Source organism: Mycobacteroides saopaulense, assembly GCF_001456355.1.
GTDB lineage: Bacteria > Actinomycetota > Actinomycetes > Mycobacteriales > Mycobacteriaceae > Mycobacterium > Mycobacterium saopaulense.
In genome coordinates this window covers 1,686,810-1,703,036 of record NZ_CP010271.1, presented here as the reverse complement: position 1 = coordinate 1,703,036, position 16,227 = coordinate 1,686,810, and the positions used below count along the sequence as shown (strand labels likewise).

Annotated in this window: 12 protein-coding genes and 1 pseudogene; 4 read left to right on the top strand and 9 right to left on the bottom strand. The window is 64.2% G+C overall.

The features are described 5' to 3' along the window. Positions 1-17 precede the first annotated feature (17 nt). Together MYCSP_RS08520 and MYCSP_RS08515 are read right to left on the bottom strand one after the other, a co-directional pair. Positions 18-566, bottom strand: coding sequence for a hemophore-related protein (locus MYCSP_RS08520; protein WP_083017818.1), 549 nt, complete (start codon positions 564-566; stop codon positions 18-20). Positions 567-726: 160 nt separating this feature from the next. Then, the gene (locus MYCSP_RS08515) at positions 727-1,182 is read right to left on the bottom strand and encodes a MarR family winged helix-turn-helix transcriptional regulator (RefSeq protein WP_070911009.1); all 456 of its coding nucleotides are present in this window, start codon (positions 1,180-1,182) and stop codon (positions 727-729) included. Between the two features lie 62 nt (positions 1,183-1,244). On the opposite strand from MYCSP_RS08515, the gene MYCSP_RS08510 reads away from it, so the two are divergent. Beyond that, complete coding sequence (locus MYCSP_RS08510) at positions 1,245-1,613, top strand: VOC family protein (RefSeq protein ID WP_070911010.1); 369 nt, start codon at positions 1,245-1,247, stop codon at positions 1,611-1,613. A gap of 3 nt (positions 1,614-1,616) precedes the next feature. Here the strand turns inward: MYCSP_RS08510 and MYCSP_RS08505 are convergent, their stop codons facing one another. Further along, positions 1,617-1,952: a hemophore-related protein gene (locus MYCSP_RS08505; RefSeq protein WP_088413594.1), complete on the bottom strand. Its 336-nt coding sequence runs from the start codon at positions 1,950-1,952 to the stop codon at positions 1,617-1,619. A gap of 329 nt (positions 1,953-2,281) precedes the next feature. On the opposite strand from MYCSP_RS08505, the pseudogene MYCSP_RS23610 reads away from it, so the two are divergent. Both MYCSP_RS23610 and MYCSP_RS23080 read left to right on the top strand, forming a co-directional pair. After that, positions 2,282-3,031, top strand: a pseudogene (locus tag MYCSP_RS23610) (hypothetical protein); the annotation flags it as partial. A 798-nt stretch (positions 3,032-3,829) separates the two neighbouring features. Further along, positions 3,830-4,306, top strand: a complete 477-nt coding sequence (locus tag MYCSP_RS23080; protein WP_133054144.1) for a hypothetical protein — start codon at positions 3,830-3,832, stop codon at positions 4,304-4,306. Between the two features lie 40 nt (positions 4,307-4,346). On the opposite strand, the gene MYCSP_RS08495 is transcribed toward MYCSP_RS23080, so the two are convergent. The 5 genes from MYCSP_RS08495 to MYCSP_RS08475 are packed head-to-tail and all read right to left on the bottom strand — an operon-like array spanning position 4,347 to position 13,190. Further along, the gene (locus MYCSP_RS08495) at positions 4,347-7,328 is read right to left on the bottom strand and encodes a bifunctional [glutamine synthetase] adenylyltransferase/[glutamine synthetase]-adenylyl-L-tyrosine phosphorylase (RefSeq protein ID WP_088413593.1); all 2,982 of its coding nucleotides are present in this window, start codon (positions 7,326-7,328) and stop codon (positions 4,347-4,349) included. A gap of 1 nt (position 7,329) precedes the next feature. Continuing rightward, positions 7,330-8,670, bottom strand: a complete 1,341-nt coding sequence (glnA, locus tag MYCSP_RS08490; RefSeq protein WP_070911014.1) for a type I glutamate--ammonia ligase — start codon at positions 8,668-8,670, stop codon at positions 7,330-7,332. A 19-nt stretch (positions 8,671-8,689) separates the two neighbouring features. Next, positions 8,690-10,228, bottom strand: a complete 1,539-nt coding sequence (locus MYCSP_RS08485; protein WP_088413592.1) for an alpha/beta hydrolase — start codon at positions 10,226-10,228, stop codon at positions 8,690-8,692. A gap of 35 nt (positions 10,229-10,263) precedes the next feature. Beyond that, positions 10,264-11,793 (bottom strand): alpha/beta hydrolase, encoded by a 1,530-nt coding sequence (locus MYCSP_RS08480; RefSeq protein ID WP_070911451.1) that lies wholly within the window; start codon positions 11,791-11,793, stop codon positions 10,264-10,266. Between the two features lie 23 nt (positions 11,794-11,816). Continuing rightward, the gene (locus tag MYCSP_RS08475; RefSeq protein ID WP_088415534.1) at positions 11,817-13,190 is read right to left on the bottom strand and encodes a WS/DGAT/MGAT family O-acyltransferase; all 1,374 of its coding nucleotides are present in this window, start codon (positions 13,188-13,190) and stop codon (positions 11,817-11,819) included. 174 nt (positions 13,191-13,364) lie between these two features. Between MYCSP_RS08475 and panB the strand changes: the two genes are divergently transcribed. Beyond that, the gene (panB, locus tag MYCSP_RS08470; protein WP_088413591.1) at positions 13,365-14,243 is read left to right on the top strand and encodes a 3-methyl-2-oxobutanoate hydroxymethyltransferase; all 879 of its coding nucleotides are present in this window, start codon (positions 13,365-13,367) and stop codon (positions 14,241-14,243) included. 8 nt (positions 14,244-14,251) lie between these two features. On the opposite strand, the gene MYCSP_RS08465 is transcribed toward panB, so the two are convergent. Then, the gene (locus tag MYCSP_RS08465; protein WP_070911017.1) at positions 14,252-16,054 is read right to left on the bottom strand and encodes a fatty acyl-AMP ligase; all 1,803 of its coding nucleotides are present in this window, start codon (positions 16,052-16,054) and stop codon (positions 14,252-14,254) included. Between the last annotated feature and the right edge of the window lie 173 nt (positions 16,055-16,227).

Sequence of the window (16,227 nt, the reverse complement as noted above, 5' to 3'; positions counted from 1 at the left end):
CCCACCCAAAGATGTTGTTAGACGTCCTGCTGATCAACCACCGCGGTGACGTTCGGAGCGGCCGGTGCGGCCGGGGTGGCCTGCTGGGTGTTGGCGGTCTCCTCGGCCGGCTGCTGCGGCGCGAAGGGGTTCCACGGCTGCTGCGGCTGCTCAGCCGGGGCCGCAGGCTGTTCGGCCGGCTGTGCGGGCTGACCGACCAGCCCGGCGGGCGCGGCCGGGGTGGCGTCGTCGGTGTCCGCGCCACAGCTGTTCTTCAGGCTGGTCAGCGGCTGACGGATCTTGTCGAGCTCGGCCTTGGCGGCGGGCTGGCCATCGAGGTAGGTCTTGATGGCTTCACGGCGCTCGCCCTCCGGCGCGGCCTTGGCGGCCTTGGTGATGCCGTCATTGATCGTGGGGTTCTTGTCCAAGTAGCTCGCCACCTGGCTCGACACGGTCGAGTGGGTGCGGGCGAACTCAGCGGCGGTGCACTGGCCGGGGGCAGCGCCGGCGGCACCTGCGAATGCCAGGGCACTGGCCACGGCACCTGCGCCAACGACACCACTGAGGACAGCAGAGGTGAACTTCATGGAGTAACTCCTTGTTCAGCGTTACAGCCGACGAGGTGCCGGCCCGTCCGGGACGCTATCGAGCGTTGGTTGGACGGTCATGGCTTGAACGTTAAGAAACCATGAGAAGCGTGCCGTAAATTACAGCGCTGTTGTTCAGCGGGTCGGACACTGCCTCGGACTAAGAGCCGCCGCCGTCCCGCAGGGCGTGAATCATGCGCCGCAGGAGGCGGAACGCGTCCGACTGTTCGGTCTGGGTCATACCGGCCAGCATTCTGAGTTCGACGGAGCGGACCGCGACGGTCGCCTTCTCCAGGCAGCGTCTGCCTCGAGGCGTGAGCCGGACGGGAAGCACCTTGCCCACAGGAGCTTCTGCGGGCCTGGTCACATAGCCGTCTCGTTCCAGATTCTGCAACAGCACATTCATCGTCTGCCGCGTCACGAATGCCCTCCGTGCGAGCTCGGAGTTCGAAAGCCCCGGGCGCTGCGCCAACAACTCGAGGCACGAGTAGTGCGTGATGCTCATCCCTAGCGGCCGTAGCACCTCCTCCATGGCCGTGCGCAAAGCGCTCGACGTCTCTTTGAGCAGGTAGCCCAGCGAGGTCTCTAAGTCGACACCCACACCATCTTGACTCATGTCAGAATTCTGACATAGATTTATTCATGTCAGTAAACTGACATGAATAAAGGAGCGTTCCCATGCCCGTCACCGGCCCAGATTTCATCTCACTTCAGGCACGTAACCTCAGTGCGTCGCAAGCCTTTTACGAGCAGTACCTCGGCCTCGTCCGCTCGCCGGCAGGACCACCGCATGCCGTAGTCTTCGAGACGAAACCGATCGCCTTCGCGCTACGCGACGTCATTCCCGGCACGGATATCACGTCCATTGCCCAGCCCGGTATCGGTGCCGCAATCTGGTTGCACGCCACAGATGTGCAGGCCATTCACGACGCCCTGGTCGCCGACGGCCACACCATCGTCTCCGCACCGATCGACGGCCCTTTCGGTCGCACCTTCACCTTCGCCGATCCCGACGGCTACCAGGTGACGCTCCACGACCGCGCCTGACGGCTAGCCGTCTGGCCAGCAGCGGTTCTTGAAGTCCTGCACCGGCTGACGGATCGCGTCCAGATCAGCCCTCGCCGTGGGGTTCGTGTCGAGGTATGCCTGCACGGCCTCGTGCTTGGCGCCGCCGTCGCCGGGGGTGTTCTTGAGGGCATTGCTCATTCCCGCGTTGACGTCGGGATGGCGCTCCAGGTACTCCGCGCGTTTGGTCGCTTCCACCGCGTCGAGCCGAGCTTCCTCGGAGACCGTGCAGTCTCGCGGCTTTGCCTGAACGGGCGCTGCCATGCCGAGAGCGCCGGCGACTACACCGAGTACCACGATGATCTGGATCTTGGTCCGCATGAAGCAGAAGCTACTCGCCAAACACCCTCTGCACGACCGCTTTCGCACGCCCGGTGACATGTACCGCCTGATAGCCCAGCCGACATTCTCGCCGGGAGCCTCCGGGATCACCAGGCCGGACTTGTAATATTGCCAGGTAATAGCAGGTTATCCCCGAAGCCATAGCCTCCACTCGCGCCACTGGATTCATTCAGCAACCAACAAACCTCCGCCTAATGTGGACATGTTCTGGTGTGTTCTGTCATGATGCTGGCAGTCAGCTACATATCCGATGGTGTGTGGCGTGAGTGGGAGGGCTTCTTCGGGTGGTAATCAAAGATCGGTGGCGCATGTCGCCAGGTTTGCGTCGCACATCAGCAGTCGTGGCCATCACCGCCCTCGCCATCAGCGGCGCCAAGATCGCTAGCGACCACACCACAGCCGGCAGCGGGTTCTCCACCGTCCAGACCGCAGCAGCCGACCCCACCGGCCCCACCGGCGGCCCCGGCGACGGCGGTATGAACGGCAGCCAATTCCAGCCACCCGGCCTACCACCCCAACAACCCGACTACCAGGGCGGCATCAACCAGCCACCCCTTGACCAAAACTCGGGCATCTCCATCTACAACACCGGCACCCAAGGCGCACCCCAACAAGGCACCAGCCAAAGCAGCCAACAGGGCCAACAGGGCCAACAACCCCAACACGGCACCCAAATCCCCGACTACCAAACCGCCACCCCCTACACCCAGGGACCCGGCAAAACCAACCCCGACTACCAAACACCACAACAAGGGCAACAACAGGGCCAACAACCCCAACAAGGCAACCAACAACCCACCCAAACCCCACAACCCAACCAAAACAACCAACAAGACCAGCAAGACCGCGAACTCCAACAAAAATGCGAACAACAAGCCCAGTACTACGGCATCTTCGAACAACTCCGCAGCTTCATCGCCTCCTCCCTCGGCGGCACCGGAAACACCTTCCAACAACCAAGCCGCAAATTCAGCCCCGCATTCCAATGCAACTGCGCACCCCAACAAACAGGACCACAAAAACAATCACCAGAACAACCAGACAAAAACTGCTCCATCAAACCTGACCGGGGTATCCAAGTTCCCAACTCTGCCCTCGCAAGCAACAACCCGGCACTTAATCCCAGACAGGCCAATTCCGACCCCGAGTTTGGAAAGACTCAGTTGAACTGGCTGGAGCGATCAGCCAAGGGTAACGCCGCACGGGTAAAGGCCAAGGCCGCCAGTGATTACATGGCTATACGTGGCTGGACCGACGCTTCGACATTGATGGAGCACTACCTGGCAAATGAGGACGGTGGGCCAAGCTCCGCCGTCGCCAAATCACTCACATTTCCCGAGTCAATCGTAGACAAATTCGGTAAGGACACCTACAACGGTGCCTACGGAAAAATGATCCAAGGGATTCCTGATTTATTGACTGCCGCCAGGCAGGAGGCGCTCAATGCCGCGAAGAAGGCGTTGGAACAGTGCGGCTCAACGAGCTTTACTGAAGTGTTTGGCAACGAATCCGATTGGCAGGGCCAACCTGGGGGATGGTTCGCCGTAGCCGGCAGTGACCCTGACACCGTGTACTCACTGGGGCGCTACTCCGCGCAAATCGTGACGCAGGTAAACTTTGAGCAAGGGAACCCCTCGATCTCACAAAGATTCTACATATACGATGTAACCGACTTCGCGCACCCCGAGGATGCAGGTTCTATATTCACCGATCCGCGGTCGAACGCTATAGACTCTTTCGCATTCTTGCGAGATATAGGTTGGGCCAGAATATTCAATACATATGGGGCGAGCAGTATACAGAGTTTCAAATAGGCGCACCGCGTGCACAGACCCTACGAAGAGAATCGAGATAGCATGGTCAACAAAGTAATGAAACCATCACTCGCTATGCTTGTTCTTTCAACAGCGCTGATTGCTTGCGGTTCGCCCACTACGTCGCCCAGTACAAGGGCAGTATCGGAGCAAGAGGCGAAGGAAGTGCTGGAGAATCTCGCCGTCTCGATTCCCGACTCATATCGGCTGATAAAGATGGAGGGAACTTGGCCACCCGGGCCGGGATCGCCATCGTACGTGGGAGCCTTTGAAGGCGATAATTCCGGCAGTCATGTACTTATCAACAATCGACCTCTGGATGCCAAGCCCACCACTTGCAACGGCATCGCGAACTACCTCGTCGAAGAGTGGAAGAAGATTGGTTTCACATGCGACTTGGCTCAAATGTCTATCAGTACGGTTCAGCCCAGCAGCGCCAAGACGACATCACTATCTCTTCTCACCGGAACAGCGACGTCAAACAAGGCTCAGCTGTACATCTTCTCAGCTGGAACATAGTTTCAAGCGACAGAACACGACTTGACTCTGCTAGCAGAAGCTATTCGCCAAACACCCTCTGTACGACCGCTTTCGCACGCCTGGTGACACGTAGATAGTTGTCCAGGAATTCGCCGCCGTCGTTGTCGGGCCAGCCCGCCGCCGCGGCGACCGTGTTGAGCAGCCGCCCCGGGCCGGGCAGCTGGTCGGTGGGCTTACCGCGCGCCAGCACCAAGGCATTACGCGCGTTGGTCGCTGTCAACCAGGCCTGTCGCAAGAGCTCGGCGTCCTCGGCCTCGACGATCCCGGCATCCGCGGCGGCCTGCAACGTCTGCAGCGTCGAGGTGCTGTGCAGGGACTGATGTTCGTGCGCGTAGCGCAGCTGCAGCAGCTGCACGGTCCACTCCACATCGGCCAGCCCGCCGCGACCCAGCTTGGTGTTGGTGTTCGGGTCGGCACCGCGCGGCAACCGCTCGGCATCCACCCGCGCCTTGATGCGTCGAATCTCGCGTACTGAGTCCAGGGCGATGCCTCCGGCGGGATAACGCGTCTTGTCGATCATGCGCAGGAACCGTAGGCCAAGGTCGGAATCGCCGGCGACGCTGTGCGCCCGCAGCAGCGCCTGCACCTCCCACGGCTGAGCCCATTGCGCGTAGTAGGTCTCGTATGCGGCCAGAGTGCGTACCATCGGCCCGTTGCGGCCTTCGGGCCGCAGTCCGGTGTCGACCTGGAGCGGCGGGTCGGTGCTCGGCGCACCCAGCAGCTTGCCCACCTTTTCGGCCACCGTGGCCGACCAGCGCGCCGCATCCGAATCGACAACCCCGTCACGGGGATCGCAGACATACAGAACGTCGGCATCGGAGCCGTATCCCAGCTCGCCGCCGCCCAGCCGCCCCATCCCGATGACCGCGATGCTCGCGGGAGCCTCCTGCCCTTCGGGGATGCTCGCCTTGATCACCGCGTCCAGAGCCGCCTGCAGCACCGCGACCCACACCGAGGTCAGGGCGCCGCAGACATCGACCACATCCAGCAGCCCCAGCAGATCCGCCGAGGCCACCCGCGCCAATTCCCGCCGCCGCAGTGACCGTGCGGCGGCGATCGCCCGCTCCGGATCGGCATGACGTGCCGACGAGGCGATCAGGGCCTTGGCCACCGAAGATGGTTCCGCCTCAAGAAGTTTCGGACCATTGGGACCGTCGGCGTACAGCTGGATCACCTCGGGCGCGCGCATGATCAGATCCGGCACGTAGGCCGAGGTGCCCAGAATCTGCATGAGGCGCTTGGCCACCGCACCCTCGTCGCGCAGCGTGCGCAGATACCAAGTCTGCTCGACAAGCGCCTCACTGACCCGTCGGTAGGCCAGTAGCCCGGCGTCCGGGTCGGGAGTATCCGCGAGCCAGTCCAAAAGTGTTGGCAGCAGAATTGTTTGGATACGTCCGCGACGGCCGCCCTCTTTGGTCAGCGCGGACAGGTGACTGAGCGCGTGCTGCGGCTGTTGGTAGCCCAGGGCCGCGAGCTGACGCACGGCCGCCTCGTTGGACAGTCCCAGCGCTTCCTTGTCGAACTCGGTGACCGATTCCAGCAGCGGTTGATAGAACAGCTTGGTGTGCAGGCGCGACACCCGCACCGCCTGCCGCTTGATCTCGGCACGCAGCACTCCCAGGGCGTCGTTCTGTCCGTCGGGACGCACATGGGCAGCCCGGGCCAGCCAGCGCATCGCCTCGGTGTCCTCCGGCGCGGGCAGAGTGTGCGTGCGCTTGAGCCGTTGCAGCTGCAGCCGATGCTCCAGCAGCCGCAGAAATTCGTAGGAGGCAGTCAGATTCGCGCCGTCGTCGCGTCCGATGTAACCACCGAGAGACAACGCGGCCAGCGCCTCCACCGTGGACGCGACGTGCAGCGACTCATCCGCCCGACCGTGCACCAGTTGCAGCAGCTGCACCGCGAATTCGACGTCACGCAGCCCGCCGGTGCCCAGTTTGATCTCGCGCTCGCGCAGGTCCGCCGGCACCAGCGATTCCACCCGACGGCGCATGGCCTGGACTTCGGACACGAAAGCCTCACGCTCGCAAGCGGTCCACACCATCGGCATGAGCGCGTCGATGTACGCCTTACCCAGCTCCGGATCTCCCACGGCGGGGCGTGCCTTGAGGAGCGCCTGAAACTCCCAGGTCTTGGCCCACCGCCGGTAGTACGCCACATGAGCGTCCAGGGTGCGCACCAGCGCGCCCGCCTTGCCCTCGGGCCGCAACGCGGCGTCCACCTCGAAGAAGGTGCTCGAACCGATGCGCATCATCTCCCCGGCGACGCGGGTGGTCAGCGAGTCCGCCCCCTCCCCCACGAAGATCACGTCGACGTCGCTGACGTAATTGAGTTCGCGCGCACCACATTTGCCCATGGCGATGACCGCGAGCCGGGGCGGATCCTGTCCCTCGGGAACCACCAGCGACACCGCGACGGCCAACGCCGCGGTGAGCGCGGCATCGGCGAGATCCGACAGGTGCTGCCCCACCAGACAGAACGGCAGCACCGGCTCGTTCTCGACGGTGGCCGCCAGATCGAGCGCGGCGAGCACCAGGAGCCTGTCCCGGTAGGCGTCGCGCAGCGCAGAGATCGCAACGGCCTCCGATACCGAGGCCCGCCCGCCGGAAGCACCGACGGTCGTCAGGAACCGTTCCTGCAGTGCCTCTTTGGACTCAAGTTCGATGTCCCCGACCAGCAGCTGCCACCTGTCGGGATGCGCCACCAGATGATCACCGAGCGCCAACGACGAGCCGATCACCGACAGCAGCCGCCCGCGCAGCGCGGTGTCGCTGGCCAGTTCACGATCCAGAGCGGCCCATTCGGGGCCCATCTCTTCGTGCAGCCGTATCAGGGTGAGCAGCGCCGCGTCGGCGTCCGGCGATCTGGACAGCGACCACAACAGCGGGACATGCGCCTCGGTGGTCCAGCCCAGCTCTTCGAGCAGCGATGCGGCCCGCACATCGACGAGCCCCAGCCGTCCGACGCTAGGGACCTTCGAACGCTCGGTGGAGGCTCGAGTCACCTTAGAGACCCAGGTAGGCCCGCAGCTCGAACGGGGTCACGTTGCTGCGGTAGCGCGCCCACTCGGCCCGCTTGTTCCGGAGGAAGAAGTCGAAGACATGCTCCCCCAACGCTTCCGCAACCAGCTCGGAACGCTCCATGGCGATGAGTGCGTTCTCCAGGGTGCTGGGCAGCTCCTTGTATCCCATGGCCTGACGCTCGGCGGCGGTCAGCTGCCACACGTCGTCCTCGGCCTCGGGTCCAAGGGTGTAACCCTGCTCCACACCGCGCAGTCCGGCGGCCAGCAGCACCGCGTACGTCAGGTACGGGTTGCAGGCCGAGTCGGGGCTGCGCACCTCGATGCGACGCGATGACGACTTGTTGGGCGTGTACATCGGCACCCGCACCAGCGCCGAGCGGTTGGCCGCACCCCAGGATGCCGCTGTCGGTGCCTCGCCGCCCTGCACCAGACGCTTGTAGGAGTTCACCCACTGGTTGGTGACGGCGCTGATCTCGTTGGCGTGCTCCAGGATTCCCGCAATGAACGACTTGCCGACCTCGGACAGCTGCAACGGGTCATCGGGATTGTGGAAGGCGTTGGTGTCGCCCTCGAACAGGCTCATGTGCGTGTGCATCGCACTGCCCGGGTGATCGCTGAACGGCTTGGGCATGAAGGTGGCATGCACACCGTCGATGATCGCCACTTCCTTGACCACGTTACGGAACGTCATCACGTTGTCGGCCATGGACAGCGCGTCGGCGTAGCGCAGATCGATCTCCTGCTGACCCGGCGCGCCCTCGTGATGGCTGAATTCCACGGAAATACCCATGGATTCGAGCGCGTCGATGGCGTGCCGACGGAAGTTGGGCGCGGCCTCGTGCACGGCCTGGTCGAAGTACCCGGCATCGTCGGCCGGGATCGGGGCCGAGCCGTCGTCGGGCATGTTCTTCAGCAAGAAGAACTCGATCTCCGGGTGCACGTAGCAGGAGAAGCCCAAATCGCTTGCCTTGGCCAGCTGGCGGCGCAGCACATGCCGCGGATCGGACCAGGACGGTGATCCGTCGGGCAGCTTGATATCGCAGAACATGCGTGCCGAGTGGTGCTTGCCGGCGCTGGTGGTCCAGGGCAGCACCTGGAACGTCGACGGGTCGGGATGCGCGACGGTGTCCGATTCGGAGACACGGGCGAAGCCCTCGATGGACGAGCCGTCGAAGCCGATGCCCTCCTCGAAGGCCCCTTCGAGCTCGGCAGGCGCGATGGAGACGCTCTTGAGGTAGCCGAGAACATCGGTGAACCACAGCCGGACGAAACGGATATCGCGTTCTTCCAGCGTGCGCAGCACGAATTCCTTCTGACGATCCATGGGGAGAGTATGCCGCAGGTCAGCAGCGGACGTCTTTAGGAGGCACGGTGCCGTCGACGAAGTATCGCGTCACCGCCTCGTCGACACATGCCTCGCCGTTGAAAGCGACGGTGTGTTGGGTGCCCTCGTAGCTGATGAGCGATCCGCCCAGCTGCTGCGCCAGTGCCACTCCCGCCTCGTAGGGAGTCGCCGGGTCATGGGTCGTGGAGATGACCACGACCGGCGGCAGACCGGGCGTCGACGGGGTGTGCGGTGTCGACGTCGGCGGCACCGGCCAGAAGGCACACATGTCACGCGGCGCGTAACCGGTGAACTCGCCGTAGCTGGAGAACGGCGCCTGCTCGCGCAGTCGCTTGTCGGCGGCCACCCAGGGAGCCGAGTCCTTCGGGGTGGGCCCGTCGACGCACCGAATCGAATTGAAGGCGTCTTGCAGGTTGTCGTAGCGACCCTGGTCGTCGCGCTCCTGGTACTGGTCGGCCAGCCACAGCAGGTCATCGGGTCCGCTGCCGTCGACCAGACCGGCCAAGCCCGAGGTGAGGTACTTCCAGTAACGCGGTGTGTACATCGCCTGGATGGTGCCGGTGATGGCGTCCTGGTAGCTCAGGCCACGCGGGTCATTGGTCTTGGCCGGCTTGGCCACCAGCGGGTCGATCAGCTGATGGAAACGCTTGACGGCCTGCGATGGGTCAGTCCCCAATGGACACTTGGGATCCTTGGCGCAGTCGGCCGCGTAGTCGTTGAATGCCACCTGGAATCCGGTCATCTGCCGGACGTTGGACTCCACCGGGTCGATGGTCGGATCGATCGCGCCGTCCAAGACCATGGTGCGCACGTTCTGCGGGAAGTATTCGGCGTACTGGGTACCCAGCTCGGTGCCGTAGGAGTAGCCCAGGTAGTTCAGCTTGCTGTCGCCGACAACTGCCCTGACGATGTCCATATCCCTTGCCGCCGAGGCGGTTCCGGCGTTGGCGAGAAAGTCCAGGCCCATCCGGTTTGCGCATTCGTTGACGTACTGGCGATAGACGTTTTCGATGTGGGCGACGCCGGCCTGGCTGTAGTCGGCCAGCGGTTCCTTACGGAAGGCGTCGAACTCGGCGTCGGTACGGCACCGCAGAGTCGGCGTGGAGCCACCGACACCGCGCGGATCGAATCCCACGATGTCGAAGCTCTGACCCACCGCACTCTCGCCGAGCTTGGCGCCCATGCCGGCCGCCAGGTCAACACCCGATCCACCCGGTCCGCCCGGGTTGACCAGCAGAGCGCCGACGCGCTTGCCGGAGGCGGGCACCCGCAGCACCGCGAGCTCGGCCACCGCACCCATCAGCTTGTCGTAGCTGACGGGCACCTTCACCTTGGCGCACTGCGCGGTCGGAATGCGGCTGGTATCACTGACAAAGCCCGCGCAGCTCCCCCACGTCACCTTCTGGTCGTAGAACGCCTGCAGGGACGGGCTGGGCGCCGGCAGCGGCGCGGCCGCTGCAGGGATGACGGGGCCCGCCGAGAACACAGCCGAGGACATCAAAAGAATCACCGGCAACGCCCGGCGCATCCGCATCATGGGCCACATCGTGTCATGTCGGGCGCCAAAAGGGATCAGCAGCGGGCCCCTTCGGCCGGAGTCGTGACCTTGATGAGATAGTCCTCGGCCGCCTTGTCGACGCACTGGTTCCCGTCGAACACGATGGTGTGCTTGGTCCCGTCGTAGGTCAGCAGGCCTCCGCCGAGCTGTTTAGCCAGCTCAACACCCGCCTGGTACGGGGTCGCCGGGTCGTACGTGGTGGAGACCACCAGCAGTTTCGGCAGACCGGGCACGTGGAGGGGATGCGGCTTGCTCGTCGGCGGTACGGGCCAGAACGCGCACACCCCGAGCGGTGCGTTGCCGGTGAACTGGCCGTAGTCCTGGAACGGTGCCACCTCACGAATGCGACGGTCCTTCTCGACGGCCTTGGCGCGATCGGTCTGCGGTGGCTCGTCGACGCAGTTGATGGCGGTCTGCGCATCCTGGGCGTGGCTGTAGTGCCCGTCCTCGTCACGCTTCATGTATGCGTCGGCGAGCAGCTGCAGGATGTCGCCCGATCCCTCACTGAGCTGGCGCAGCGCCTTGGTGAACGCCTCCCACAGTGTGGGCGAGTACATCACCATGATGGTGCCGATGATCGCGTCGCTGTGCGAGAGTCCGCGACCGTCCTTGGTCTTGGCCGGATGATCGACCAACGGATCGATCATCGCCCGATAACGTGCGGTCGCCTGCGCCGGATCGGTGCCCAGCGGGCAGCTCGGGGTCTTCGCGCAGTCGGCGGCGTAGTTGTCGAAAGCCTTTTGGAATCCGGCGATTTGGTCGATATCGGCCTGAGTGGGATCCGCGTTGGGGTCGATCACGCCGTCGAGGATGAGGGCCCGCACGTTCTGCGGGAACTCCTCGGCGTAGGTGGTGCCGATCCGGGTTCCGTACGAGTAACCCAGGTAGGTCAGCTTCTCGTCGCCCAGTGCGGCGCGGAGCCGATCCATGTCCTTGGCGACGTTGACGGTGCCGACATTGGCGAGGAACTCCAGACCCACCTTGTCGATGCAACGCTTCACGAAGTCCTTGGAATCCTGCTCCATGCGCGCGACGCCCTCGGGGCTGTAGTCGGTGTCGTTCTGCGCGCGCAGGCGATCCACGTCCTGGTCGCTGTTGCACTCGATGGCCGGCGTGGACGACCCGACACCGCGCGGATCGAATCCGATGAAGTCGAAGCGATCGCGGATCTCCTTGGGCACCTGTTTGACGATGGCGGTCGCGGCCTCGATGCCCGACTGGCCGGGGCCGCCGGGGTTCATCAGCAGCGAGCCGATCTTGTTGCCCTTGGCCGGGTACTTGATGATCGCCAGCCGCGCCTTGGCACCCTCGGGCTTGGTGTAGTCGACGGGCACCTCGAGCTCGGAGCACACCGTGCTGGCCGGAACCGTGACGTTCTCGGGGGTCAGACCGTCGCAATCCCCCCAACTGAGGGCGGTTTCCGACGGCCGCGCCGCCATCGCCTGGCCTTCGACGGACCGCACACAACCAGAGACGACGGCTACCACCGAGGCAAGAGCCAATAGCGGCAACAGCCCAGGGCGACCAAGCCCACGAAACATCATGTCAGCCATGTTGCCATGTGAACTCAGATCCGGGCCTTCAGCTCCTCGAGCGCCACGCCGAAGTCGTCCGTCAGCGCAGACAAATCGGGCACCAGATCGGGGCAGGAGATCAGACCGACGTTGAGCTTCCCGTCCAGCGACATCACCGTGACGGTGAGCGCTGCGCCATGGAAGATCGGGCCCAACGGGTACATCCCGATGACCTGGGCGCCCAAAAAGTACAGGGGCACTTGCGGTCCCGGCACATTGGAGACCACCAGGTTGTGGATCACCGGATGGCGGTCGGCCAACCGGATACGCGAGTAGACCCGCATCGCGGTGCCGAACACCGCAGGCGCCGCGAACTGGCTCCAGTCCTGCAGCAGGGTGGCGCCCAGCACTGCGGTGTGTTCCTTGGCGACGTTGTTGGCCTCGGCGATGGCGGCGAGCCGGTCTACTGGATCATCGACATTGGTCTCCAGGCGGGAGAACATGCCGGACACCTGATTTCGGCCCGGCCGGTCCGATTTGTCGTGCACCGACACCGGAACCATGGCCACCAAAGAGTTTTCCGGGAGCTCGCCGCGGTCGTCCAGGTACTTGCGCAGCGCACCGGCGCAGATGGCCATCACGACGTCGTTGACCTTGACGTCGAAGTGGTTCTTGACCGCGCGCACATCCTCAAGGTCCAACTGGGCGTAACCGACATTGCGGCGGCTGGTGATCGTGGAGTTGAACGACGTGCGCGGCGCAGAGAAGGGCGCGGTCATGGCCTCGCCCCGCTTGGAGCGCTCCAGCCAGGCGGGGATCACTCCGATGGTCGAGGGCAGCAGTTTGGCGAATTTCAGCGGTCGCGACGCCCATTTGAGGGCTCCGGTGACCGCGATCTCGATGCTGTTGGCGCCGCCGACGCCGGGTGCGGGTTCGGGTGCCTCGGCATCGGGTTCCAGACCGCACAGCGCCGACATCAGGTTGGCGCCGGTCACTCCGTCGACGGAGGCGTGATGCATCTTGGTCATGACGACCAGCCGGTCCTTGTCACCGGTCTCGATGACCCACATCTCCCAGAGCGGGCGGGCACGGTCCAGGGGCAGCGACGCGATATGTCCGCACATGTCGGAGATCTCGGCCTTGCCGCCGGGTGCGGGCAGGCCGACATGATGCAGGTGGCGGTCGATGTCGAAGTCGTCGTCCTCGACCCACACCGGGTGATCCAGGTTCAGTCGGCTGTCGGCGAGCTTTTCCCTGAAGGACGGGATGCCCTCGACCCGCTCGGCGAGTTTTGTCCGCAGTTTCTCGAACGAGTAGCCACCAGGAATGGTGGTGGTGTCTAATTCCAGTACCCCACACACGTGCATGGGTTGAGTGGGTGTTTCCAGGTAGAGAAAACTGGCGTCGAGTCCGGAAAGCCGCTGCATGCGGCCGATGCTAGGCGAGCCGGGTATGCCGTCGTGACCGAATGCTGCGACTGCCGATGTGACCAAGTCCACGCGCCCGGATATTCATCTGGCGGCTGTGCGATGGCAGACTGAACATCGTTAGAAACCCAGGGACCCGGATGGGCCTTGAGGAGACGAACGAAAGAGACACCGATGTCTGAATCTGCCTTGTATGGCGCTGCTTCCGAAAAATCGACTGAGCCGCGTACGCAGCCTGATGCTCTTCGCGCAAAACGCTCATCGCAGACCCGGGTGCACCACTTGCAGAAGTGGAAGGCCGAGGGCCACAAGTGGTCGATGCTCACCGCGTACGACTACTCGACCGCACGGATTTTCAATGAGGCCGGGATTCCCGTTCTGCTGGTCGGGGATTCGGCCGCGAATGTGGTGTACGGGTACGACACCACCGTGCCGATCACCATCGACGAGCTGATTCCTTTGGTGCGCGGCGTGGTTCGCGGGGCCACCGAGGCACTGGTGGTCGCCGACCTACCCTTCGGCTCCTATGAGGGTGGGGCCGCTCAGGCCCTGGCGAGCGCGACCAGGTTCATGAAGGAAGGCGGCGCACACGCGGTGAAACTCGAAGGCGGAGAACGCGTCGCCGAGCAGATCGCTACCCTGACCGCCGCCGGGATTCCGGTGGTGGCGCACATCGGCTTCACCCCGCAGAGCGTGAATGGCCTTGGCGGATACCGGGTTCAGGGCCGCGACGATGCCGCCGCGCAGCTCATCCACGACGCCATCGCGGTGCAGGAGGCCGGGGCCGTCGCCGTGGTGATGGAGATGGTCCCAGCGGATCTGGCCACGCAGATCACCGGCAAGCTCACCATCCCCACGGTCGGCATCGGAGCGGGTCGCGAATGCGACGCCCAGGTGCTGGTCTGGCAGGACATGGCCGGAATGACCAGCGGCAAGACCGCCAAGTTCGTCAAGCAGTTCGGCCAGGTCGGCGCGGAACTACGGAAGGCCGCCGAGCAGTACGCCGACGAGGTGGCTCGCGGGACGTTCCCCGCTCCCGAGCACTCGTACTGACCAAAGCGTCAGGCGCGCACGCCGAGCTTGTTGTCCAGGTATTCCTGGCGGCAGGCTCGGCGTGCGAGCTTTCCGCTGGTGGTGCGCGGAATCGCGCCCGCCTGGACCAACTGCACATCGGCGATGGGCAGGTTGTGACGTCGTGAAACCGCGGCGCGAATGGCGTCGACGATCGGCTCCGGCGCGGCCCGACCGGCACCGGCGGCGCGCTCGGCGACGATGACCAGTTGCTCCCCAGATCCGTCTGCGGGCACCGAGAACGCTGCCACGAAACCGCGTCGCACCGCAGGCGAGGCCTCCTCGACGGTGGCCTCGATGTCCTGCGGGTAGTGGTTACGACCGTCGATGATGACCAGGTCCTTGACCCGTCCGGTGATGTACAGCTCGCCGTCCAGATAGACGCCCAGGTCTCCGGTGCGGAACCAGGTCGCACCGGGCTCAGTACCGATGGCATGGCTGCCGTGGTCGAGCCGGGCCTGCAGCTTGTTACGGAAGGAGAAGTCGGTCTCCTTCGGCCTGCCCCAGTAGCCGCGGCCGATGTTGTCGCCGTGCAGCCAGATCTCACCCACTTCGCCGTCGGCCAGCTCGGATTCGGCGTTCGGGTTGACGATCACGGCCCACTGGCTGCGCGAGATCTTCCCGCAGGACACCTGCGGGACCGCGTTCTCGTCGTCGGCCTCGACCCGCACGGCACGTCCGTTGCCCAGCTCCCTGCGGTCCAGGTACACCACCGAGGCCTCGGCGTCCGAGGGGATGGTGGAGACGAACAGCGTCGCCTCGGCCATGCCGTAGGACGGCTTGATGGTGGTCGGCGGCAGTCCGTAGGGCCCGAAGGCGTCATTGAACTTGCGTATCGAGGAGATGCTGACCGGCTCGGATCCGTTGATGAGACCCGCGACATTGCTCAGGTCGAGTTCCTCGTTGTCCTTCGGCAGGCCCCGCTCGGCGGCTAGCTCGAAAGCGAAATTCGGTGCGGCGGCGAAGGTTCGGCCCAGGTGCGCCTCGGCCGCGAGTTCCTTGATCCACCGTCCGGGCCGTCGCACGAACGACACCGGGGACATCAGGGTGATCCGGCCACCGCACAGCGGGAACAGGATCATCAGCAGACCCATGTCGTGGTACAGCGGCAGCCAGCTGACGCTGCGAATGCTGTCGTCCAAACCGACCGAAATGATCATCTGCAGGACGTTGGTCATCACCGCGCGGTGGGTGATCTCCACACCGGCGGGAACTCGGGTAGATCCCGAGGTGTACTGCAGGTAGGCGATGTCGTCGGTGTCCGGCGTCACCTTGGCGTAGGTGGCGGCCACCGAGTCGGGGACGCTGTCGACGGCGACCACCCTGGGACGGCGGTCACGCGGCAGCCCGCGGACAAAGCGGTTGACGGACTCGGCCGCGGCGTTGTTGGTCAGCACCACGGTCGGCTCCGCGTCGGTGAGCACCGCGTCGAGCCGCTCGGCGTGGCCGGGCAACTCCGGAGCAAACAATGGGACCGCGATATTCCCGGCCTCGATGGCGGCGAAGAAACCCACCACGTAGTCGAGGCCCTGGGGCGCCAGAATGGCGACTCTGTCGCCTGGTTTGGTTACTTGCTGGAGACGCGCGGCGACTGCACGAGAGCGCTGGCCAAGCTGGGTCCAGTTGAGATCGTTGGGTTCGCCCTCGGAGTTGGTGTTGAAGTCCAGGTAGCGGTAGGCGAAGGTCTCGCCCAACTCGCTGATGACACGCTCGAGGTAGTAGTTGACGGTATAACCGTCCGGCAAGGTGATAGCACCTTTGCCGTCCAGGTACTCCTCAACATTCAACTTCATGGGTGACCTCGGTCTAGCTGTGAACACGGCTGGCGTCCCATAAGGGGGGACAATACCGACCAGGCAACACTGTCACCCAGCACCACACGCGGTGCGAAGCGAATATCGCGTCCCAATCTGATACCCCGACCTTATGAGAACCCTAAGAGAATCTTAGATTACCCCGTGACGAC